This is a genomic window from Arthrobacter oryzae (genome assembly GCF_003634095.1).
In the GTDB taxonomy this organism is placed as follows: Bacteria; Actinomycetota; Actinomycetes; order Actinomycetales; family Micrococcaceae; genus Arthrobacter; species Arthrobacter oryzae.
Map to the genome: position 1 here is coordinate 18153 of NZ_RBIR01000001.1, position 21840 is coordinate 39992.

General features: G+C 66.9%; 23 protein-coding genes and 2 tRNA genes. 12 read left to right on the forward strand and 13 right to left on the reverse strand.

Annotation, left to right across the window (positions count from 1 at the left end):
• Nucleotides 1-90 precede the first annotated feature (90 nt).
• From C8D78_RS00105 to C8D78_RS00115, 3 genes are all read left to right on the forward strand, one after another.
• On the forward strand, nt 91-1581 hold the full coding sequence (locus C8D78_RS00105) for a glyceraldehyde-3-phosphate dehydrogenase (protein WP_120949886.1): 1491 nt from the start codon (nt 91-93) through the stop codon (nt 1579-1581).
• Between the two features lie 102 nt (nt 1582-1683).
• Nucleotides 1684-1893 carry a hypothetical protein gene (locus C8D78_RS00110; protein WP_120949887.1) on the forward strand — a complete coding sequence of 70 codons (210 nt, stop codon included), beginning with the start codon at nt 1684-1686 and terminating at the stop codon, nt 1891-1893.
• Nucleotides 1894-2002: 109 nt separating this feature from the next.
• Nucleotides 2003-2809, forward strand: a complete 807-nt coding sequence (locus tag C8D78_RS00115; RefSeq protein ID WP_120949888.1) for an HNH endonuclease family protein — start codon at nt 2003-2005, stop codon at nt 2807-2809.
• Between the two features lie 25 nt (nt 2810-2834).
• Here C8D78_RS00115 and C8D78_RS00120 read toward each other — a convergent pair whose 3' ends face one another.
• Nucleotides 2835-3806 (reverse strand): 1-phosphofructokinase family hexose kinase, encoded by a 972-nt coding sequence (locus C8D78_RS00120; RefSeq protein ID WP_208641825.1) that lies wholly within the window; start codon nt 3804-3806, stop codon nt 2835-2837.
• A gap of 147 nt (nt 3807-3953) precedes the next feature.
• Between C8D78_RS00120 and ppk2 the strand changes: the two genes are divergently transcribed.
• Nucleotides 3954-4847 (forward strand): polyphosphate kinase 2, encoded by an 894-nt coding sequence (gene ppk2 / locus C8D78_RS00125; protein WP_120949890.1) that lies wholly within the window; start codon nt 3954-3956, stop codon nt 4845-4847.
• Nucleotides 4848-4863: 16 nt separating this feature from the next.
• The gene (locus tag C8D78_RS00130; RefSeq protein WP_120949891.1) at nt 4864-5574 is read left to right on the forward strand and encodes an alpha/beta fold hydrolase; all 711 of its coding nucleotides are present in this window, start codon (nt 4864-4866) and stop codon (nt 5572-5574) included.
• A 199-nt stretch (nt 5575-5773) separates the two neighbouring features.
• Here the strand turns inward: C8D78_RS00130 and def are convergent, their stop codons facing one another.
• The 4 genes from def to orn form a co-directional block, all read right to left on the reverse strand.
• Entirely contained in the window at nt 5774-6346 is a 573-nt protein-coding gene (gene def, locus C8D78_RS00135; protein ID WP_120949892.1) for a peptide deformylase, read from the reverse strand.
• A 41-nt stretch (nt 6347-6387) separates the two neighbouring features.
• Nucleotides 6388-7542 (reverse strand): acyl-CoA dehydrogenase family protein, encoded by a 1155-nt coding sequence (locus C8D78_RS00140; protein WP_208641826.1) that lies wholly within the window; start codon nt 7540-7542, stop codon nt 6388-6390.
• 120 nt (nt 7543-7662) lie between these two features.
• Nucleotides 7663-7735 (reverse strand) — tRNA-His (locus C8D78_RS00145).
• Between the two features lie 132 nt (nt 7736-7867).
• Nucleotides 7868-8512: an oligoribonuclease gene (gene orn, locus C8D78_RS00150; protein WP_120949893.1), complete on the reverse strand. Its 645-nt coding sequence runs from the start codon at nt 8510-8512 to the stop codon at nt 7868-7870.
• Between the two features lie 169 nt (nt 8513-8681).
• On the opposite strand from orn, the gene mptB reads away from it, so the two are divergent.
• Entirely contained in the window at nt 8682-10322 is a 1641-nt protein-coding gene (gene mptB / locus C8D78_RS00155) for a polyprenol phosphomannose-dependent alpha 1,6 mannosyltransferase MptB (protein WP_208641827.1), read from the forward strand.
• Between the two features lie 12 nt (nt 10323-10334).
• On the opposite strand, the gene C8D78_RS00160 is transcribed toward mptB, so the two are convergent.
• Nucleotides 10335-11018 carry a DNA alkylation repair protein gene (locus C8D78_RS00160; protein ID WP_120949894.1) on the reverse strand — a complete coding sequence of 228 codons (684 nt, stop codon included), beginning with the start codon at nt 11016-11018 and terminating at the stop codon, nt 10335-10337.
• A 77-nt stretch (nt 11019-11095) separates the two neighbouring features.
• Between C8D78_RS00160 and map the strand changes: the two genes are divergently transcribed.
• Nucleotides 11096-11863, forward strand: a complete 768-nt coding sequence (gene map, locus C8D78_RS00165) for a type I methionyl aminopeptidase (RefSeq protein ID WP_120949895.1) — start codon at nt 11096-11098, stop codon at nt 11861-11863.
• A 79-nt stretch (nt 11864-11942) separates the two neighbouring features.
• Here map and C8D78_RS00170 read toward each other — a convergent pair whose 3' ends face one another.
• On the reverse strand, nt 11943-12458 hold the full coding sequence (locus C8D78_RS00170; protein ID WP_120949896.1) for a LapA family protein: 516 nt from the start codon (nt 12456-12458) through the stop codon (nt 11943-11945).
• A 214-nt stretch (nt 12459-12672) separates the two neighbouring features.
• On the opposite strand from C8D78_RS00170, the gene C8D78_RS00175 reads away from it, so the two are divergent.
• Nucleotides 12673-13689, forward strand: a complete 1017-nt coding sequence (locus tag C8D78_RS00175) for a magnesium and cobalt transport protein CorA (RefSeq protein ID WP_120949897.1) — start codon at nt 12673-12675, stop codon at nt 13687-13689.
• Between the two features lie 149 nt (nt 13690-13838).
• Here C8D78_RS00175 and C8D78_RS00180 read toward each other — a convergent pair.
• Nucleotides 13839-13911: transfer RNA gene (locus C8D78_RS00180), tRNA-Arg, on the reverse strand.
• 268 nt (nt 13912-14179) lie between these two features.
• On the opposite strand from C8D78_RS00180, the gene C8D78_RS00185 reads away from it, so the two are divergent.
• Together C8D78_RS00185 and ettA are read left to right on the forward strand one after the other, a co-directional pair.
• Complete coding sequence (locus C8D78_RS00185) at nt 14180-14758, forward strand: single-stranded DNA-binding protein (protein WP_120949898.1); 579 nt, start codon at nt 14180-14182, stop codon at nt 14756-14758.
• A 350-nt stretch (nt 14759-15108) separates the two neighbouring features.
• Entirely contained in the window at nt 15109-16791 is a 1683-nt protein-coding gene (gene ettA, locus C8D78_RS00190) for an energy-dependent translational throttle protein EttA (RefSeq protein ID WP_120949899.1), read from the forward strand.
• Between the two features lie 137 nt (nt 16792-16928).
• Here the strand turns inward: ettA and C8D78_RS00195 are convergent, their stop codons facing one another.
• Nucleotides 16929-17093 (reverse strand): IS3 family transposase, encoded by a 165-nt coding sequence (locus C8D78_RS00195; protein ID WP_167467813.1) that lies wholly within the window; start codon nt 17091-17093, stop codon nt 16929-16931.
• Between the two features lie 251 nt (nt 17094-17344).
• Between C8D78_RS00195 and C8D78_RS00200 the strand changes: the two genes are divergently transcribed.
• Nucleotides 17345-17827: a hypothetical protein gene (locus C8D78_RS00200; protein WP_120949901.1), complete on the forward strand. Its 483-nt coding sequence runs from the start codon at nt 17345-17347 to the stop codon at nt 17825-17827.
• A 201-nt stretch (nt 17828-18028) separates the two neighbouring features.
• Here C8D78_RS00200 and C8D78_RS00205 read toward each other — a convergent pair whose 3' ends face one another.
• Nucleotides 18029-19009 (reverse strand): acyl-CoA thioesterase, encoded by a 981-nt coding sequence (locus tag C8D78_RS00205; protein ID WP_120949902.1) that lies wholly within the window; start codon nt 19007-19009, stop codon nt 18029-18031.
• A 177-nt stretch (nt 19010-19186) separates the two neighbouring features.
• Here C8D78_RS00205 and C8D78_RS00210 point away from each other — a divergent pair, with 177 nt between their 5' ends.
• Nucleotides 19187-19846 carry a DUF8185 domain-containing protein gene (locus C8D78_RS00210; RefSeq protein ID WP_120949903.1) on the forward strand — a complete coding sequence of 220 codons (660 nt, stop codon included), beginning with the start codon at nt 19187-19189 and terminating at the stop codon, nt 19844-19846.
• A 155-nt stretch (nt 19847-20001) separates the two neighbouring features.
• Here the strand turns inward: C8D78_RS00210 and C8D78_RS00215 are convergent, their stop codons facing one another.
• The 3 genes from C8D78_RS00215 to C8D78_RS00225 all read right to left on the reverse strand — a co-directional run bounded on the left by C8D78_RS00215 (nt 20002) and on the right by C8D78_RS00225 (nt 21800).
• Nucleotides 20002-20373 (reverse strand): hypothetical protein, encoded by a 372-nt coding sequence (locus C8D78_RS00215; RefSeq protein WP_120949904.1) that lies wholly within the window; start codon nt 20371-20373, stop codon nt 20002-20004.
• A gap of 304 nt (nt 20374-20677) precedes the next feature.
• On the reverse strand, nt 20678-21136 hold the full coding sequence (locus C8D78_RS00220; RefSeq protein WP_120949905.1) for a globin: 459 nt from the start codon (nt 21134-21136) through the stop codon (nt 20678-20680).
• A 4-nt stretch (nt 21137-21140) separates the two neighbouring features.
• Entirely contained in the window at nt 21141-21800 is a 660-nt protein-coding gene (locus tag C8D78_RS00225) for a mechanosensitive ion channel family protein (protein WP_120949906.1), read from the reverse strand.
• Between the last annotated feature and the right edge of the window lie 40 nt (nt 21801-21840).

The window sequence follows — 21840 nt, forward strand, 5'->3', positions numbered from 1 at the left end:
ATCCCCGCCGGCGCCCAGGTACCGGACACCCTCCGGCGGCCGACTTCCCCCTACGAGGACGTAGGGGGTGGATTTTAGGAAGGTAGTTCTGTGAGCCAGACGTCAGATTCTTGTCTTGATACGTGGATGGGCCGTGAGGCGCTCGCCGAGGCCATGATCCCCGTGATCGGCCGGCTATACCGCGAGAACAACGTGGTGACCTCGATCCACGGGCGCAGCTTGATCAACAAGTCCACCATGAACATCCTCAAGGCCCACCGCTTCGCCCGCCGGATGAGCAAGGAAGAACTGCGCCTTGAGGAGACGGCCCCGCTGCTGGAGGCCCTGACCAAGCTGGAGCTCGGCGCCGCGGCGATCGATATCGCCCGCCTCACCGAGAAGTACCGCGCCGAGGGCGACGGCGCCAGCCTGGATGAGTTCCTGCGCGCGGAACTCGCCGAGGTTGTCGGCAAGCGCGGCGGCGACGACCGCACCAGCACCGACGTCGTCCTCTACGGCTTCGGCCGGATCGGCCGGCTCCTTGCCCGCCTCCTGATCGAAAAGGCCGGCGGCGGCCACGGCCTGCGCCTGCGCGCCATCGTGGTGCGCCGCGGTTCGGACAACGACCTCGCCAAGCGCGCCAGCCTGCTGCGCCGCGACTCGGTCCACGGCTCCTTCGAGGGCACCATCAAGGTGGACCTCGAAAACGACACCATTACCGCCAACGGCGTCCAGATCCAGGTCATCTACTCGGACAACCCCGCGACGGTCGACTACGCGGCGTACGGCATCCACGACGCCCTGGTGGTGGACAACACCGGCCGCTGGCGCGATGCCGAGGGCCTGTCCCAGCACCTGCAGAGCAAGGGCGTCTCCCGGGTCCTGCTCACGGCTCCGGGCAAGGGCGAGCTGAAGAACATCGTGCATGGCATCAACCACCGCACCATCACCGACTCGGACACGATCGTCTCGGCGGCCTCCTGCACCACCAACGCCATCACCCCGGTCCTGAAGGCCATCAATGACCGCTACGGTGTGGTCCACGGCCATGTCGAGACGGTCCACTCCTTCACCAACGACCAGAACCTGATCGACAACTTCCACAAGGGCGACCGCCGCGGCCGCTCAGCGGCGCTGAACATGGTGATCACCGAGACCGGTGCCGCCAAGGCCGTCGCGAAGGCCCTGCCCGAGCTGCTGGGCAAGCTGACCGGCAGCTCCATCCGCGTCCCCACGCCGGATGTGTCCCTGGCCATCCTGAACCTGAGCCTGGAAAACGGCACCACCAAGGACGAGGTCAACGACTACCTGCGGGAAATGTCGCTGCACTCTGAGCTGCGCAAACAGGTCGACTACATCGATTCGCCCGAGGTGGTCTCCACGGACTTCGTCGGCTCCCGCCGTGCAGGCATCGTCGACGGCCTGGCCACGATCTCCAACGACAAGAACCTCGTACTGTACGTCTGGTACGACAACGAGTTCGGCTACAGCTGCCAGGTGGTCCGCGTCATGGAGGAAATGGCCGGGGTCAACCCGCCGTCCTTCCCGGCCAAGGACGCCGCGTCCATCCTCGAGGCGGCCGGGCTGCCCGTCGGGGCCTGACGGCCACGACCAGGCGGGACCTTGCGTCCGCAGCCTGGACTCGCTCCTCCTTTCCCGGCCGATGTACTGGAATCGGCCGGGAAAGGCACCCACAATGGAGCCATGGAACAAAACCCGGCTGTTGAACACGAGACCACCCTGGAACACGCGCTGGACGTCGCGCGGAGCAACGCCAAAGAGGCGAAACGGCTCTTCGACGACGCCCTCGCGAAACGCCAGGCAGGTGAAGTCAACGACGACCGGGTGAACCAGCTCCAGTCACTGCTGGATCTGGCCAACGAAGACCTGAACCGGGTTAACCGGGAACAGTAGCCACGGCTGCCCGGCCACCGTTCCGCAACACTGTGGACAACCTCCGGGGCGTCGGACCGTCGTCGTAGGCTCGGAGCGTGCAGCCAGAACGCAGCCGCCGGCGACCCCCATGAGCGTCACGTGGACGCAATTCCGCCGCGCCCGGCGCCGCTCCCGTCAGGCCTGGCTGGTCCTGGCCGCAACCGGACTGGCTCTCCTAGGCGGGGCGGCCTGGTTCTTCGTGGCCGGGCAGTTTGGGGCCGCGGAGTCACCGGCCACTGGTCCCAGCGAGGCCCCCGTCCTTGCGGGCGGGTGGATGAAAGCGGTGGTTGCGGTCCGTGCCGTGCCGGCGGGAAGCGCCGCCGGCGTGTTGGACACGCTCGCGGTCAAGGGCCGGGCTCCAAAGGACACCTATGACCGGAGCGCCTTCGGCCAGGCGTGGCTCGACGTCGACCGCAACGGCTGCGACACACGCAACGACATCCTCCGCCGGGACCTGGCGGCCGTTGAATTCGTCCGCGGCTCCCGGTGCCAGGTGGCCGGCGGCAACTTCCAGGAACCGTACACTGGCCGCATGATGGCCTTCCGGCGCGGCGCCGAGACCAGCGCCGCGGTGCAGATCGACCACGTTGTGGCGTTGGGTGACGCCTGGCAGAAGGGGGCCCAGCAGCTCACCGCCGGACAGCGTGAACACCTGGCCAACGACCCCCTGAACCTGATCGCCGTCGACGGTCCCGCCAACCAGGACAAAAGCGCGTCCGACGCCGCCACATGGCTGCCGCCGAACAAGGCGTTCCGCTGTCACTATGTGGCGCGCCAGATCTCCGTCAAGGCTGCCTACCGCCTGTGGGTCACGGTCGCGGAGAAGGAGGCGATGAAGCGGATCCTTGGGTCCTGCCCGCGGCAGCAGACCATCGTTCCGCGGCCTGGTCGCTGAAGGAACCCCGCATTGCGGGAACCGGCTAGGGCCGGGCCGCGGCCGCGGCCGCGAGTTCCGCCTCCAGCCGCTCGACGTCGTCCCGCCGGCAGAGTTCGGTGGCAGGGGTCATCACGGCCGCGCTTCCGGCAGCAACGGCCGCACGGAACGCCGCCTCACGATTCCGGCCCTGTGCCAGCCGCAGGATGAACGCGGCCAGGAAGCTGTCCCCGGCACCCACCGTGCTCCGCACCTGAACCCGGGGCACGGCCAGCCTGAGGATCCCGGACCCCGAAGCAAGAACGGCGCCCTCGCCGCCAAGGGTCAAGGCGACGTGCTCGGCGGAGCCGTCCGCCACCAACGCCGTCGCCGCCTGAACCTGGCTCTCGGCGCTCTCCAGCTCCGCTCCGACATGCAGGCCCAGTTCCCGGCGGCTTGGTTTGACGAGGAAAACCCCCTCGGCGAGAGCCGCGGAGAGCGCCGGGCCGGAGGCGTCGACAATGCAGCGTGCCCCCTGCCGGCGTGCCAGCCGGGCGACCCGGGCATAGAAGTCCTCCGGGACCCCGGGAGGCAGGCTCCCGCTGGCCACCACATAGCCGCCCGCCGGGATCAAATCCGCCAGCAGCGCCAGGCACAGCCGCCACTCGGGCTCACTCAGCGTGGGGCCCTGGAGCACGAACCGGAACTGCCGCCCCGTCGTCGTCTCATCGACGGTGAAGTCTTCGCGGGTGCTTCCCTGGATCGGCACCACGAGGGCTGGGAGCCGTTCAGCTTCGATCAGCCGGCGGTACGCCTCACCGGTGGGTCCGCCCGCAGTGTAGACCGCGAGCGTCCGCCCGCCAAGCCGCTGCACAACCCGGGCGACGTTGACCCCGCCGCCGCCGGGGTCAAGCCGGCTGGCGCCGCAGCGCAGTTTGTGGCCGCTGATAACGCGCTCCGTTGAGGAACTGACATCCAGGGCCGGGTTCACGGTCAGGGTGAGAATGGGCTGCATCGGCGTGGGCACTGAGGCTTCCATGGCCCAAGCATAGGAGAGGACGCCGTAACGCAGCAGGGTCCGTAGGCATGACGTCCCCTTGTCGGCCGCCACGTGCTCGGCGAGAATGGGCGCCGGAGGGACTTTCGCGGCGCCGGAACTGGCGCCGGACCTATCGGAGCGGAAACCATGGCACATCGCACGCGTGATCCGGGCAACGGGCACCCCGGGCACAAGGACACCCACTCGAAGCGCGACGGCGGGTCCGGACGCCGGCCGGCCCGGCTCGCCCTGGGCATCTACGAGGCTGAACTCCTGCGGCTCCAGGCCGAACTGGTGGCGCTCCAGGAATGGGTCCGGAGCACCGGGGCGAGGGTGCTTATCATCTTCGAGGGCCGGGACGCCGCCGGCAAGGGGAGCGCGATCAAGCGCGTCACCGAGTACCTGAACCCGCGGTTCGCCCGGATCGTGGCGTTGCCGGCGCCCACCGAGCGCGAACGCGGCGAATGGTACTTTCAGCGCTATGTGGCGCATTTGCCCGCCGCCGGGGAGATCGTGCTGATGGACCGCTCCTGGTACAACCGCGCCGGCGTCGAACATGTCATGGGCTTCTGCACGCCCGCCGAGCACAAACGCTTCATGGCACAGTGCCCGGTCTTTGAACGCCTGCTCATCCAGGACGGCATCCTGATGTTCAAGTACTGGTTCTCAATCAGCCACGCGGAGCAGGAGCGGCGGTTCAAGTCCCGCCTGGACGATCCCATGCGGCAATGGAAGCTCTCACCGATGGACCGCGAAGCAATCCTGCGCTGGGAAGACTATTCGCGGGCCAAGGACGACATGTTCGTGCAGACGGACACCGCTGAATCGCCGTGGTTCGTCGTGGAAGCCGAGGACAAGCGCCGGGCCCGGGTGAACCTCATTGCCCATCTGCTCTCCAGCATCGACTACACCGAGGTACGGACAGAACCCGTCACGCTGCCGGAGCGGCCCAAAGCCGTCAACTACACGCGGCCGCCGCGGGAACTGTTCCGCTATGTCCCGGACTACGCGGCAAGCCTGGAAAGACCGGCCCGGGAATAGCAGGTAGGGTACCGGCATGAACATCATCCTCGTACCCGGATTCTGGTTGGACGCCTCGTCGTGGGAGGAGGTCACGCCGCCGCTCACCGCGGCCGGGCATAAGGTCTACCCGCTGACGCTGCCGGGTCTGGAGTCGGCCGATGCGCCGCGCGCCGGAATCGGCCTGCGCACCCACATCGACGCCGTCGTGGCGAAAATCGATTCCTTCGATGCGCCCGTCGTCCTTGTGGGCCACTCCGGCGGCGGGGCCATCATCCACGGCGCCGTCGATGCCCGCCCGGACCGGGTGGCCCGGGCCATCTACGTGGACAGCGGCCCGCTCGGGGAGGGCGGGGTCATCAACGACGAACTCCCGGCCGACGGCGACGAGCTGCCGCTGCCGCCGTGGGAGCTGTTCGAGGACGCGGACCTCACCGACCTGACCGATGATCTGCGCGCCATGTTCCGTGCCCGCGCCATCCCGCAGCCTCGCGGCGTGGCCCAGGACCGGCAGCAGCTCAAGGACGAACGCCGCTACGAGGTTCCGGCCACCATCATCGCCTGCGAGTTCCCGACCTCGATGCTGACGGAAATGATCGCCGGCGGCCACCCGTTCGTCGCCGAACTCGGCCGCATCCGGGACGTCGACTATGTGGATCTGCCCACGGGTCACTGGCCGCAGTTCACCAAGCCGGCCGAGCTCGGCGCCGCCATCCTGGCCGCCGTCGACGGCACGCCGGGGAGCTAGCCGGCCGGGTTCACGTCTGCGGGCCGAAATGCGGTCGGCATTGGCGATCTCCGCTGAGATTCCCCACCTTTGAAACCCGCCGGCGGCGCGTCCCGCTAAACCGCCGTCGAATTCCTGCGCGCCGATGTCAAAGGTGGGGAGAATCCGCGCACAGCCCGGTCACTGACGGCCGTTCACTGACGGCCGTCTGTGGCCGGCGTCAGTGGCCGAACGGATCCGGGTCCACGCCCGGCATCCAGGTCAGGCCCGGCACGCCCCAGCCGCTCCGCTTGGCCTGCTTCATCGCTTTGCGCGAATAGCGGTCGAGCAGCCGGTCGACATAGAGCTTGCCGTCGAGGTGGTCGTACTCGTGCTGGATCACCCGGGCAAACCAGCCGGTTGCCTCGAATTCCACCGGCTTTCCGTCCCCGTCAAAGCCCTGGACCCTCGCCCATTCCGCCCGCTTGAGCGGGTACTGCCCGCCGGGGAAGGACAGGCAGCCCTCTTCTTCCTCATCGGGGTCCGGCAGGGCCCCGGAGACCTTGGAGAGGGTCAACACCGGGTTGACGACGACGCCGGCGGGCGGGGCGCCGTCGTCGTTGTCGTACTTGTACACGAAGAGCCGCTTGCCGACCCCCACCTGCGGGGCTGCCAGCCCGACGCCGTTGGCGGCGTCGTTGGTCTCGAACATGTCGGCGATCAGGGTGCGGAGCTCGTCGTCGAAGACTTCGACTTCGGCGGCCCGGCGGTGCAGCACGGGCTCGCCCCAGATCGTGATGGGCAGGACGGTCATGTCAGGAAGATTCCTCGGGGATGCTGGTGGAAAAGGACGGGTCAGCCGGCAATGGAGCGGCCGATCACGTCGCGCATGATTTCGTTGGTGCCGCCGAAGATCGTCAGCAGCCGCGCGGCGAGGTAGGCCTGGGCCACCGGGTACTCCATGATGTAGCCGTAGCCGCCGTGCAGTTGCAGGCAGCGGTCCGTGACGGACTTGGCCCGCTCGGAGGCCCAGAGTTTGGCCCGGGCAGCGCCGGCGGCATCGAGCTCACCGGCGTTGAAGGCATGGATGGCCTGGTCCACGTACGTCTCAGTGACCTCGACCTCCGTGAGGATATCGGCGAGTTCGAAGCGGCTGTTCTGGAAGTCGATGATGCGTTCGCCGAACGCGTTGCGGTCCTTCGTGTAGCTGACGGTCGCCTCATAAACGGCGCGCACGACGGCGGAGCTGGCCACGGCGATCGCCAGGCGGCCCTGCGGGAGCTGTTCGGCCGCATACTGCAGGCCCTTGCCTTCCTCGCCCACCAGGTCGGCGTGCGGGACGCGGACGTTGTCGAAGAACAGTTCCGCGGTATCGGAGGCCTTGAGTCCCATCTTGTCCAGCTGCTTGCCGGTGTTGTAGCCCTCGCCCTTCCGGACCATGAAGAGCGAGAACGAGTCGTGGTTTCCGCGCCCGGAGCCGCCGTCGGTACGGGCCAGGACCAGGGAGGCGTCGCCGGAGATGCCGTTGCCGATGAACGTCTTCTGGCCGCTGATCAGCCAGTCGTCGCCGTCGCGCACGGCTTTGGTGCGGATGCCGCGGAGGTCTGAGCCGGCCCCCGGTTCGGTCCAGGCGATCGAGGTGACCGTTTCGCCGGAGACCATGGCCGGCAGCCAGCGCGCCTTCAGGTCATCGGAGCCGTAGGCCAGCAGGTGGGGGAGGACCATGTCGTCGTGCAGGTGGAACGCGAGGCCGACGGCGAGGTGGTTGCTCTTGGCGAATTCCTCGTCGAGGACGGCCCGGAAGCGGTAGTCGTCCATTCCCATGCCGCCGAACTCTTCCGGCACGGCGAGGCCCAGCAGGCCCTGTTCGCCGGCCGCGGACCACAGTTCCCGGGACATCATGTGCTCTTCGTCCCACTGGGCGTAGTGAGGGGCCACCGCGCGCACGTTGAACTCGGCGGCCATCTCACGGAACATCTCGTGGTCTTCTTCAAAGAGCTTGCGCTTCACTGCATTTCCTTCCAATGACAACGACATTTCACCGACAATGTGCACAGACAACAAAGGCCGCACCGGATAACCGGTGCGGCCTTTGGAAAAGGTCGGACAATCACTGCCGTCCTTCATGAGGGTGAGCGACGGGGGTTGAACCCGCGACCTCCTGGACCACAACCAGGCGCTCTGCCAACTGAGCTACGCCCACCATGTGCTTATCGTCGCCATCCGGCGAACCGGCTGGCTGGAAAGGCAACGACAAATAGCTTACCTGTTGTTCGGGGGTGGTTTCGCCACTTTTGCGTATTTCGCCGAAATTTTCCGCGAAACGTGGTGCAGATTACTTTTTGGCCGGCTCGGTTCCTGCCGTTTCCGCGGCGTCGCCGCCCATGACGCGCTTGGCGATCTTCTGCGCCGTGGCGCTGTCCGGACCCGGCGCAGGGACAAACACCGCCTCGCGGTAGTAACGGAGTTCGTCAATGGAGTCCTTGATGTCGCCAAGTGCGCGGTGCCCGCCGAGCTTGGCGGGGGACTGGAAGTAGGCCCGGGCAAACCAGCGGCGGGAGAGTTCCTTGATGGTGCTCACGTCGATGACGCGGTAATGCAAGTGCTCCACGACGTCGGGCATGTCACGCACCAGGAACACTCGGTCGGTGCCGACGGAGTTGCCGCCGAGCGGGGCCTTCTTGGGCTCCGGCACCCACTTCTTGATGTACTCCAGCACTGCGGCCTGCGCCTCGGCCATCGTCTTGCCGTTCGGGAGCTCAGCCAGGAGCCCGGACCGGGTATGCATGTCCCGGACGAAGTCGTTCATCTGGGCCAGGGCAGCGTCGTCGGGCTTGATCACGACGTCGACGCCGTCACCCAGGATGTTCAGCTCCGAATCGGTCACCAGGGCGGCGACCTCGATGAGGGCGTCGTTCTTGGTGTCAAGGCCGGTCATTTCGCAATCGATCCAGACGATGCGTTCGTTAGTTATAGGCACCCGCCCAGCCTACCGTTCCGACGCCACAGAGCCGTCCGGTGCTAGGATTTCGGATACGCGGCCGTCGATTTAGTTCGTCAACTTATTTCGTCAACGCGGCGCCCCGGGCCGGATATTTCGGCCGGCTGTGGGCGGAACTTTGACCCACAACAGATTGGACGATTCTGACATGACGGCGCCTGTGCCTGCGGCGGGGGAAACGGCTGCCGGTATCACCCGCGCGTCAACGTCCGGTCCATCCAAATCCGGTGCTTCTCCGTCCGGTCCGTCTCCGACCAGTGTTTCTCCGACCGGTGTTACTCCGGCGGCCGGCGCTGACGACGTCGACAACCCCCGGTCGCCAATCCTTGCGGGGTTCCTGGGCTCGCTGTTCATGGCCATCGGGTCGATCGGGGTCGGCTGGCTCGCCCCCGTCTCCGAGCTCCGCCGCGTCCCGTTGTTCATCTGGATGCGCACCGAGGCCATTGGCGTGGCCTTGTCCATTGTCTTGCTGGCCTTCGGCGGCATGCTGCTGGTCCGCGCCTGGCTGCGGCTCGGCCAGCGGGTCCGGGTCTGGGGAGAGGGGGCCCGCAAGGCCACGCTCCAGGCGACGGTGGCGTGGGGCCTGCCGCTGATGTTCTCCGTGCCGCTGTTCAGCCGGGACGTCTACGCCTACATTGGCCAGGGCCGGCTCATGGTGGAGGGATTCAACCCCTACGAAAACGGCATTTCTGCGCTGTCCAACTACTTCCAGCTGGGTGCGGACAGGATGTGGACCGAAGCTCCCGTCCCGTACGGCCAGCTCTTCCTGTGGATCGAACAGTTCGTGGTCTGGGCCACCCATGTGCACCCGGAAGGCAGCATCATGCTGTTCCGGATGGCGGCGCTGGTGGGAATCGTCCTGTGCGTGATCTACGTGCCCAAGCTGGCCGAACTCCACGGGGTGAACCCCACCAGGGCCCTGTGGCTGACCGCCGCCAACCCGTTGTTCCTGACCAACTTTATCGCCAGCGTGCACAACGATTCGCTCATGATCGGGCTGGCCCTGGCCGGCCTGTATTACTGCGCCACCCGCCGCGTCATCCGCGGAATCGTGCTGGTCACGCTGTCCATCGCGGTCAAGCCCATCACCATCGTCTTCCTGCCGTTCATCGGCCTGCTCTGGGCGGGGAAGAACGCCAGCTGGCCGCGCAAATTTGTCTTCTGGGGCCTTACTGCCGGCATCAGCCTGGCCCTGCTGTATCTCATGAGCCGGGTCAACGGCTTCGGCTTCGGCTGGATCAACGGGCTGTCCGCCCCGGGCAGCATCTGGATCTGGTACGCGCCCGTCGGCCTGATGGGCCTGATCGTGGCCACCATCTCCAACGCGTTCGGGCTCGACGGCTGGGGCCTCGCCAAATGGGCGTTCGACGCCGGCAAGCTCCTCGCCGTCGGAGTCGTCGCCTGGCAGATCTTCCGCGGTGACTACGACCGCCTGATGCGCCGGCTCACCCTCGCGTTCGCCGCCGTCGTGCTGCTGTCCCCGATGATCCAGTCCTGGTACATCGTCTGGCTCATCCCGCTGTTTGCCGTCACCGGCATCCGCGACGACTGGCAGGTCAAGGCGCTCTACTTCATCGTGTCCTTCTTCATGGTCTATGCGATCTCGGACCAGCTCGATGTCTTCCCGTACCTGCAGGCCGCGGACCTGGGCCTGGCGCTGGCGCTGGCCCGCAACGCCGCGGCCATCATCGCCCTTCTGTTTGCCCTGTACCTGATCTTCCTGGATCCCAAGACCAAGCTGCTGTTCAGCAAGTCGGACGAGCCGGTGACCACCCGGCCGATCATCTAGGGCTGATTCTGACTAGGCCGCCAGCCTCCTGAGCGCTTCCCTGCGCGAGAGCGGACTGAGCTGATCCCGGTGCCGCTGCACGAACGCCCGCACCCACTCCGGATCCGTCCTGGCATACTGGCGCAGCGCCCACCCGATCGCCTTGCGGATGAAAAACTCCGGATCATCCAGGTTGGCCTCGAGCACGGCGGCGAGGAGGGCCGTGTCCGTCGCGGACTTCGCCCCCAGCTGTGACGTGATGGCGGCCCGCCGAATCCAGAGATCATTGTCCCTGCTCCAGCGGGTCAGGATCGGGCCCAGTTCTGTCCGGTGTGCCTGCAAGAGCGCGCCCAGCCGGTGCGCGACCCCGTCCACGAGGTCCCACCAGGCGCCAGTGCGGATGATTTCCTCGTACAGGTCCAGCATGCTGAGCTCCCCGGCCGCGAGCTTCAGCCCGGTCAGCTCGATCGCGGCGTAGCGGTCCTCACGGCAGACGGCGTTGCGCCACAATCCGAGCACGGTGTCCTGCAGATCCGCCAGGCAGGCCGGCGGGTGGTCTGCGGCAGCGGCTTTGACGATCCTGCGGACCTCCGGAACCCGCACGCCCAGGAACGGCAGCTGGGATTTCATGTAGGCCTGGGCCCCGGCGGCGCGGCCTGAGTCGGCCGCTGACCGCAGACGGCCGCGGATCGCCTCAATCAGTTCCGTGTTGACCATGAAGCCACTGTAGGCATCCTGCGGCGGGATTAGAGTTGAAGCCAGCACGCCGAGGCTCCGCGCCGGAAGGAAACCGCATGTCCATGATCAAGAGTCCCGAAGAGATTGCCCTGATGCGCGAGGCTGGCCGCGTCGTCGCCAACACGCTGGCCCGGGTCCGGGAGGCCGCCGCCGTCGGCGTCTCACTCAAGGAACTGGACGGGGTCGCGGCCGCGTCCATTGCCGACGCCGGTGCCACGCCGGCGTTCCTGAACTACCGCCCGCGGTGGGCATCCGTTCCGTTTCCCGGCGTCATCTGCACCAGCGTCAATGACGCCGTGGTGCACGGCATCCCCAACGACTACCGGCTGCAGGACGGGGACCTGCTGAGCGTGGACTGCGGGGCATTCCTGGCCGGCTGGTGCGGCGATGCCGCCGTCAGTTTCATCGTCGGCACCCCGGACCCGGTGGACCAGGCCCTCATCGACGCCACGGACGCCGCCCTGGCCCGGGGGATCGAGGCGGCGAGGATCGGGAACAAGATGGGGGACCTCGCCTACGCGATCGGCGGCGCGGCGCGGCGGGCCGGCTACGGGCTGCTTGCGGACCACGGCGGCCACGGGATCGGCCGGACCATGCACGCCGAGCCGCCGGTGCCCAACGACGGCCGGCCGGGCCGCGGCATCAAACTGACCGAGGGTTTGGTCATCGCAATCGAGCCGATGCTGATTCTGGGCCGCAAGGATGACTACTACCACGACGACGACGAATGGACTCTCCGCTCCGCGAATGGGCGCCGCGCTGCGCACAGCGAGCACACCGTCGCCATCACCGCCGACGGGCCCGTCATCCTGACACTGCCTTGACGCGGCCCTGACACGGCCCTGAAGCTGCCCTTATTCCGCCCCGTCCCGGCCGACGCGGCGCCGGTATTGCCTGCCGGCTTTAGCGCGTGCGGGTGTCCGGGCTGGTCCGTCGGCTGACGCGCTGACGGTGGGCGGCGAGCCGCAGTTGAATGATGCGGGCGGCGCCGGCGATCGCAACCAGCACACCGCCGCCGACTGCCGCGATAAACAGGGCAATGCCGAGCGGGACCGAGCCTTCGAGTCCGAAGAACTTCACCTGCACGTATTCCTGGTTCTGCAGGATGAAGGCAATGAGCAGGATCAGCACCACCAGCGCGCAGGCAACTGCTGCCCAGACCATTCCCGCACGGGTCACTTGGCGCGTTTCCGGGGCAGGAGGAGGCGTTTCCGGCGTTGCGGCGCGGGACGCGTCCGCTTGCGGTGCCATCGGCGCGGCAGCGGGGGCCCCGGAAGCGAGATCAGGGCTGCCGGCCGGGGCCTCGGCACCGTAGCCGGGCCGAGGGGACCCGGCCCGGGCGTCATCGACCGCCGGGTGCTCGGAGTGGAGGGCGTCGTCGGGATTACTGGGATCGAATCTGCCGGGTGTCTGGGTCATGGCGGCCGTACCTTTCGAGTTGCGGGCAGGGCGACCGGGTTGTCCCGGGTGGCCCGCCTGTCCACTCAATACTAAGCGTGCTGATGGGTGGGGGTGCGCCGGTAGCGGGGTGGGCCGCGGCAGCTTGCGGGCCTGAGATTCGGGACTGTTGGCACCGGACCGGGCACGGTATAACGTCACAGCCAAGGGAAAGCCTTGATGAGGAGGCGCGGCCGTGACAATCATCGACAATGCCGTCTATGTGGACGGTCGCCGGACCGCCGATCCGGAAGACCTCGAGGAAACGTACTTTCTTCTTCGGCAGCGCCAGGGCATGGCCTGGATAGGGCTCTACCGGCCAGAACCGGAAGAACTGCGTTCGGTGGCCGAGGAGTTCGACCTGAGCCACTTGGCCGTGGAGGACGCGCTCGCAGGCCACCAGCGGGCGAAGCTGGAGCACTATGGCGAGACCTTGTTCCTGGTGCTGCGGCCCGCCCGCTATCTGGACGATGTGGAGAAGGTCGAGTTTGGCGAGATCCATGTTTTCGCCGGTCCGGACTTCGTGGTGACTGTCCGCCGGGCCGAGTCCCCTGATCTGGCCAAGGTGCGCCGGCGCATGGAGTCCGAACCGGAGTTCCTGGCGCTCGGACCGGACGCGGTCCTGTATGCGATTCTGGACCAGGTAGTGGACGAATACGAGCCGGTGGCCGCCGGGCTGGAGAACGACATCGACGAAATCGAGGACGACCTCTTCGCCGCCGATCCCGGGGTGTCGCGCAGGATTTATGAACTGTCCCGCCAGGTCATCACGTTCCAGCGTGCGACGGCGCCATTGTCCGGAATCCTGCAAACACTTATGGCCGGCGGCCCCGACCGAGTGCCGGATCCTGAGCTTCAGGACCATTTCCGTGACGTCCTGGACCACGCCCTCCGGCTCGGAGAGCGCGTGGCGGCGTTCCGCGCCCTGCTGCAAAATGCGTTGGCCGTCAACGCGGCCCTTGTGGCCCAGCGGCAAAATGACGAGATGCGCCTCCTGACCGAGTCAAGCTTCGAACAAAACGAGCAGGTCAAGCGGATTTCCTCGTGGGCCGCGATTCTCTTTGCCCCGACGCTGATCGCATCCATCTACGGCATGAACTTCCGGGCAATGCCCGAGCTCGACTGGCCTTTCGGTTATCCGATGGCGATGGGGCTCATGGTCGGCATGGGCGGCGTCTTGTACCTGACGTTCAAGCACAACAAGTGGATTTAAGGCCCGGACAGCGGCGGTGTGGGGCGGGCTGGACCGGCAGCGCGCCTGGCCGGAGCGGTCACGGTGGGGGCTGCGGGTTGGCGACGCGGAGGTGCTGCCGCCATTGGTGGCGCTCCGGGCTGCGGACGCAGCCCGGAGCCGCACTTTTGTGCCCCAGGAGGGAATCGAACCCCCGACCGGCGGATTAGAAGGCCGCTGCTCTATCCCCTGAGCTACTGGGGCACGTGGTGACCGCCGGCTGTTGCCGGGGGACGCCTCAAAAAGTTTACAGTGCCCGACGCCCGGTGTCGGTCAAAGCCTGCCGACGGCCTGTCCCATACCGGGGGACAGTGGCCGCCGGATCCCGCGGGGGCGACGCCCGCAGTTTTCCGGGCACCGCCGGCGGTGCCCGGTTTTCCACATGGCACAGTCGGCCCCTCCCGGGCCGCTGTCCCCGGCGGGATGCTGGAACTGCCCGTCAGGGCACCACAACTCGAGACAGGACATGAGAATGAGTGACAACCTTACGGTCCGCGGCTTCGTCGCCTCGGAGATCAGAAGCTCCACCACCCCCGGCGGCGTGGCAACGGCGTCCTTCCGGCTCGGTGCCACCGCCCGCCGGTACGACCGTGCCTCCAGCACCTGGGTGGATGGCAACACGAACTGGTTCACTGTCCAGGGCTACCGGCAATTGGCCGGCAACATGGGCTGCAGCGTCAAGAAAGGCCAGCGGGTCATCGTCGTAGGCAGGCTCAAGATGCGGAGCTGGGAAAAGGACGGCCGGATCTACCACGACGCCGAAATTGATGCCGAGTCCGTCGGCCACGACCTCATGTGGGGGTCTGCCAACTTCACCCGCTCGGCCGGAGCCGGAACCCAGCCGGCCGCCGGGACCGCCGCACAGGGTGCGTTTGGCGCCGGGAACGGTGATGGCGGCGGCCCGCAGGCAGAGGCCCCAGGCGAGGGGGACACCGACGGGGACGCCGACGGGGACGCCGACGGCGAGCAGCACGAGACGTTCATCAATGACGCGAGCGGCGAGGAAGAGGAGGTGGACCAGGAGACCGGAGAGCTAAAGGGGGCCGCCTGAATCCCGCGGATGGCGGGGCGCCGCGGAATGGCCGCGTGGGGTTAGCACGACACGGCGGTGGTGCAGTCCGGTGAAACACGCCAGGATGCGCCCGGGACCGTCGTCCGCTGGCCCCCAGCTGAATCGTCGCCAGGATCCGCAAACGGCGACGGCGGACGCCCGGGGCCGGGCCGGGCTGGGCCGTCCCCGGCCGTGTACCGGACTGTGTCCCAGACAGCGTCGCAGACCTTTCCGGGACAGCCCCTGACTGGAAGGGGACCGTCCGGCGGTGTCAGTCCGGCGTCGCAAAAGGCAGGATCCGGGGTTGGTGGAATGTGAGTTATCCCGGCCGAACCACTAGATTTGTAGGCATGGCGGAATTTATCTACACAATGACCAAGGCCCGTAAGGCTGTCGGCGAAAAACTCATCCTCGATGACGTGAGCATGTCCTTCTTCCCGGGGGCCAAGATTGGCGTTGTCGGCCCGAATGGTGCCGGTAAGTCCACCATTCTGAAGATCATGGCGGGTCTGGACACCCCCTCCAACGGCGAGGCCCGGCTCAGCCCCGGCTACTCGGTCGGCATCCTGCTGCAGGAGCCGCCGCTGAACGAGGACAAGACCGTCCTGGGCAACGTCCAGGAAGGCGTGGGTGAAATCTACGGCAAGATCCAGCGCTTCAACGAGATCTCCGAGGAAATGGCCAGCCCGGACGCTGACTACGATGTCCTCCTCGAGGAAATGGGACAGCTGCAGGAAGCAATTGACGCGGCCGATGCCTGGGATATCGATTCCCAGCTGGAACAGGCCATGGACGCTTTGCGCTGCCCGCCGGCCGATGCTGACGTCACCCTGCTCTCCGGCGGTGAGCGCCGCCGCGTGGCCTTGTGCAAGCTCCTGCTGCAGAAGCCGGACCTGCTGCTGCTCGACGAGCCCACTAACCACCTCGACGCCGAGAGCGTGCTGTGGCTTGAACAGCACCTCTCCAGCTACGCCGGCGCCGTCCTCGCCGTGACCCACGACCGGTACTTCCTCGACCACGTGGCCGAATGGATCGCCGAAGTGGACCGCGGGCACCTGTACCCGTACGAGGGCAACTACTCGACGTACCTGGAGAAGAAGCGCGCCCGCCTGGAAGTCCAGGGCAAGAAAGACGCCAAGCAGGCCAAGCGCCTCACCGAGGAACTCGAGTGGGTACGCTCCAACGCCAAGGGCCGCCAGACCAAGTCCAAGGCCCGTCTGGCCCGCTACGAGGAAATGGCTGCCGAGGCGGACCGCACGCGCAAGCTCGACTTCGAAGAGATCCAGATCCCGCCGGGACCGCGCCTCGGTGGACTCGTGCTGGAGGCCAAAGACCTCCAGAAGGGCTTCGATGACCGTACGCTGATCGACGGATTGTCCTTCACCCTGCCGCGCAACGGCATCGTCGGCGTCATCGGCCCGAACGGCGTCGGCAAGTCCACGCTGTTCAAGACCATCGTGGGCCTCGAGCCGCTCGATGGCGGCGAACTGAAGATCGGCGATTCGGTCAAGATCTCCTACGCCGACCAGAGCCGTGGCGGCATCGACCCCAACAAGACCCTGTGGGAGGTCGTATCCGACGGCCTCGATTACATCCAGGTCGGCCACGTCGAAATGCCGTCGCGCGCCTATGTGGCCGCCTTTGGCTTCAAGGGCCCGGACCAGCAGAAGAAGGCCGGGGTACTCTCCGGCGGTGAGCGCAACCGCCTCAACCTCGCGCTGACCCTCAAGCAGGGCGGCAACTTGCTGCTCCTTGACGAACCGACTAACGACCTCGACGTCGAAACCCTCAGCAGCCTCGAAAACGCCCTGCTCGAATTCCCGGGCTGCGCCGTCGTGGTCTCGCACGACCGCTGGTTCCTGGACCGAGTGGCAACCCACATCCTCGCCTACGAAGGCGACGAGGAGAACCCGTCCAAGTGGTACTGGTTCGAGGGCAACTTCGAATCCTACGAGGAGAACAAGGTGGAGCGACTGGGCCCGGACGCGGCCAAGCCGCACCGCGTCACGCACCGCCGCCTCACCCGCGACTAAGTCCGCGAGGCGCACAAGAGCCACGAAGATGCCGGCCTCCCATCCTGAACTGGTCCCCGAAAGTTGGACTGGCCCAGTGTGAGAGCCTAAGCCGCGAGGGCCTGAGCACGGTATTGCACCGGGCTCAGGCCCTCGCTCTATATCGGGATCCTTTCGGTGTTGTACCAGCGGATGCATCCCTTCAGCTGCGCTGCCGGTGCATCAGTGTTGAGGAACCGGAGATGGTGGCAGAGCTCTTCTTTGAGGTGTCCGAAGAGGTTCTCCAGCGGGGCGCTGTCATAGCAGTTGGCCTTCTGTGACATGCATTGGAGGTGCCGGCGCATTTCCAAGAGCGCCGCCTCAACAAGGTCTAGCGGGAGCGTGACAACAGGAGCACGATTAGCCTACCGGGCATGCTTGGCGCAGCCCCGGCCTAAGCCCTCATTCAGAACCGGCGAACTAATCGAAAGTGGACAGACGTGCCGCCGATTTCGGCGCAACCGCGGCGTGTTCGTGGTCGGCACACGCCCTCCGACCCTGCTGAATCGCATCATCGAGTAGGAGCACCAAAGAAATGTCCCGCACCCCATCATCAACAACGCCCCGCCCCCGCGCGGCCAAGTTCACCCTTGTCGCGGCCGTGACCCTGGGACTCCTCGGCGGCCCGGTCGCCTGGGCCGCACCGGCGGCCGCCACGACCTCCTATCGTGGCTGCACCGTGGACCCGTTGAGGCCCTCATCGCAGCGTAACCACTGGGCGGATTTTCGTATCAGGCTGGACTGCCGGGACAACGGAACCGTCGAAATCAAACAGCTGCGTTATGAAGATCAGGGCGGCCGCAGGCACGACGATTTCCTGGGCGGCACGACGTTCTGGTGGTCCTTCAACCGCCGCGGCGGGACGGTCACTCTTCACAGCTATGACGTCGTGCCCATCCAGGGCCGCCACAGCAGCGAGCGGGTATACCAGCTCGTGTCGTTCCGCGTACGCGTCGGCAACCACTGGTCGAATTGGACCCGATGGGAAAAGAGCGCCGAGGCGATCGTCCGGCGCTGACGCCCTCTGAGGCTCGGGCTCTGCTCGGCCGCTGACGGCGTCGCATCGGAAAGCCAGGTGACCCCTTGGCTTTCCCTTGTGAACCGGTCGCCGAAAGTCAGCACTGAGCTCTCAGCCCAACTCTTGGGGGGGGGACCACTTCATCTTGGGAGCCGGCCTTCTGCGTTAAGCTGCGTCGTGTCGCGGCCGGTCGGGCCCGCGTCAGCGGGACTCGGCCTTGCGCATCTGGTGCTGTAGGACTCTGGACTGGACGGCGCCCTTGACCTTGTTCTTCAGGTCATTCGGCACGCGGATCATGCCTTCCTGGGCCACCGTCGCCACGTGCCGCCCGTCCTGGCTGAAGATCTTGCCCGTGGCCAGGCCCCGCGCGCCCTGCGCGCTGGGGGACTCCTGGACATACAGGAGCCATTCGTCCACCCGGACCGGCCGGTGCCACCACATGGCGTGATCCAGGCTCGCCACGGACATTCCGGGCGTAATCCAGCTCATCCCGTGCCTGCGGAGAATCGACTCCAGCAGGGTGTAGTCGCTCGCGTAGGCCAGGGCGGCGCGGTGCAGGCCGGCGTCGTCGGGCATCGGGCCGAAAGTCTTCATCCAGACGGCGTTGCGTGCTTCCTTGGGACCCTTGGCCGAGACGTACAGCGCGGGGTCGACGTGGCGGATATCGAAGGGCCGCTCGTAGGCCCAGTGCCGGGCGACGGGGTGATCGAACTTGCCCAGCAGATCGGCGGTGCTGGGCAGCGACTCCGGGTCCGGGATACCTTCGGGCATCTCCGACTGGTGTTCGATCCCTTCGTCTTCGGCCTGGAAGGACGCGATCATCGAAAGGATGGGCATGCCCTCCTGATAGGCGTGGACCCGGCGTGCCGAGAAGGACCGGCCGTCGCGCAGGCGCTGCACGCCGAAGGTGATCGGCTTGTTGGCGTCGCCCGGCCGGAGGAAGTAGCCGTGCATGGAGTGCACACTCCGGTCCGGATCGACGGTGCGGCCGCCGGCGATCAGGGACTGCGCCAGCACCTGGCCACCGAAGACCCGGTGCCTGGGCTGCTGCTGGGAGGGGCCCATGAAGATGTCCTCGTCCGTGCGTGCGCCCTCGAGTTCGCCAAGGTTGAGGAGCTGGATGAGCGAGGAGGTGGGGTCCTGCGGGGGCAGCCCCAGCAGGCCGGCTTCGGCTTCAGTCATGGTCTGACTCTAGACGGCCCTGTCACACTGCTCAAAAGGGACACTGCTCAAAAGGGACACTGCTCAAAAGGGACACTGCTCAAAAGGGACACTGCTCAAAAGGGACACTGCTCAAAAGGGACACTGCTCCAAACGGGCGCGCCGCTCCAACGAGGCGCAGCCGGTAGAGTCGGTGATGTGTCTGATGTCCTAACCCAGCCCCTGCAGTTCACCGATCCGCGCGACCTCGCCGACCTTCGCACTTTCGCTACGCGCGCCAAGTCCATAGACGACGGCGCCATCCGGCTCCAGGCCGCGGGGCCGGTCCTGGCCGCTTACGTCTGCGTCCTGCGTCCCCGGCTCCTGGGCGAATCCACGCCCACCATCCTGGGCCTGCGGACCATGGCCCTGGCAACACCGGCGGAAACTGACGTGACCGTGCCGCTGTCCGCGGTGCTGGACCGTTTGGCACGGGCAGGGGAGCACGACGTCGAACTTCCCGTCCCGCCGGTGACCGTCAGCGAGTCTTGGGCCGGGATCGGGGCGCCGCGGGCCGGGTGGGAGCTGCTCGGTACGCTGGCCGACGCCGTCCTGCAGCGGTCCGCCGAAGCCGGAATCAGGGAGATCGCCGCGATCATCCCGGACAAGCCGGGCGCGCTGATCGTCAACAACGCCCGGGCGACCGTCTGGGGCCGGGAACTGCCCGACGCCGGCGGCCTCCCGGCCGGTGCCGCGTTCGCGGCGCTGACCCTGGGGTTCCTGGCCGACGGCGAACAAAAGCTCTACCGTGCCGGGCGCTGGTTCCGCCTCAGCGGTACCCGTGGCCATGTGCTGGTCCGGACCGGTTCGGGCCTCTAGGGCGCAGCACGGGGGAACCTGCCGGGGTTTCCGCCACCGGTGCCCGCAGGGCACCGCCGGACCGGGCCACGGTTCCGATGGCCCCTAGTCGAAGCGCCACTCTCCGCCGCGCAACGGCGTCCGTGCCGGCCCGCTGGGCCCGGCCGGGGGGAAATTTACTGCGCTGCGTTGTCGAACTTCATCTGCCACTGGGCATGCTCGCGGCCGGCGTCCAGCCGGCGGCTGGCAGTCCACCTGGGCAGATAGGCGGGCACGGGCAGCTCGCGGGAAGGCATGGGCTTAAGCTGGGCCGCAGGCCGGGCCTGCACGGGCCTGGCCTGAACGGCCCTGGTTGCGGGACGGGCCTGGACCGGCCTGGCCGAGGGCCGGGTGTGAACGGGCTCCCGGCGGTAATTCCGCTGGTCGGCCAGCGTCCAGTTGATCACGGCGCGCGTAATGAGCACGAGCACCCAAAGGCCGAGCCCGGCCAGGATGTATTGCCAGAACAAGACCAGTAACAAGATGGCCAATAGCACGAATAGAAACATGGCGCCACTATCGCATATGCGGCGTGCCGGACAAATAGGTCTTTCTCCCTGATCTCCTGCCCGCGAGTTGAGGACAGGGAGCTGCCGGACGCGGACGGGGACGAGCGCGAATCTTGCCGGCCGGGTGGGCGCCCCGGCGCGCCAATCCGACGCGGCCGGATCAGGCATCTTGCCACGCGGATACCCGGAAGGGTATTCTCGTGCACAGAAAGACCCCGGAGACATTCCCCCAAGTGCCTCCGGGGTCTTTCGCTGCTCGGGGTCGGGGCCCCATGTGCGGGTCCCCTGTCCGGGCCTTACGGGGTCAGGCCTCCGACGGGCTGTTCACCATGGAGAGGGCGGCCCGCTCCATGTAGTCCCAGAGCGTTCCTTCATACAGGGGCGGCAGCTCCAGGGCATCCACCGCCTCGCGCATGTGGAGGAGCCAGCGTTCCTTCGCTTCCGGCGTGACCCGGAACGGCATGTGGCGCATCCGCAGCCGCGGGTGCCCGCGCTCCTCACCGTACGTCGTCGGGCCGCCCCAGTATTGTTCCAGAAACATCAGGAAGCGCCGCTTGGCAGGGCCCAGGTCCTCTTCCGGGTACATGGCGCGCAGGAGCGGATCGGCCGCTACGCCGTCGTAGAAGACGTCGATCAGCTTCACGAAGGTCTCGTGACCGCCGACGGCGTCGTAGAAGTTGTCCGTGTAGCCGGGCTGGCTGAACGGATCGTTCTGCAGCAGCTGCTTGGGCTGCCGGGGTTCGCCGGCGCTGGGGATCGTCATCGCTCTATTCTCCGGCCTTCTGCTGCGGTGCGGATTCGGGCTCCTCGGCGGGCGGGGCCGCGGGCGGGGCGTAGGTGCCCTGGGAACGGTTGCCAACGCGCAGGATTTCCCCGTTGCGCAGGTACCAGATGGTGCCGTCCTCGGCCCGGACCCGGGTAATCCGCAAGTTCATGGACTCCACGGTGCCCACCACTTCGGAAGTCTCGATGACATCGCCGATGCCGTACTGGTCCTCCAGGGTGATGAATATGCCGGCCAGGAAGTCGCGGATCAGCTGTTGGGCGCCGAAGCCGATGGCGATGCCGAGAATGCCGACGCTGGTCAGCAGCGGTGCAATGTCCACGTTCAGGTTCTTGAGCACGTACATGATGGTGAGGGCGGCCACCAAAACGCCCACCACGCTCCTCAGGAGGGCGCCGACGGTATTGGCCCGCTGGACCCGGCGCTCGTGGTCCAGTGCCCGCAGTGCGGGAGTCACCCAGCGGAAGTGCCGCTTCTTGAAGAAGGTGCTGCCCTCGGCGACACGTTTGGTGATCCCGGAAATGATAAAAGAGGCGACCAGCCAGACCGCAACGCCGATTCCGATGCTGATCAGGACCCCCGGCAGGTTGATTGCCGAAATTTCCTGCGGCGTGATGGGCTCGACGGTTAAGGTGCTGTACATCGGTAGGGCTTGCTCCTTGCAGCGGTGGACGTGTAACTGG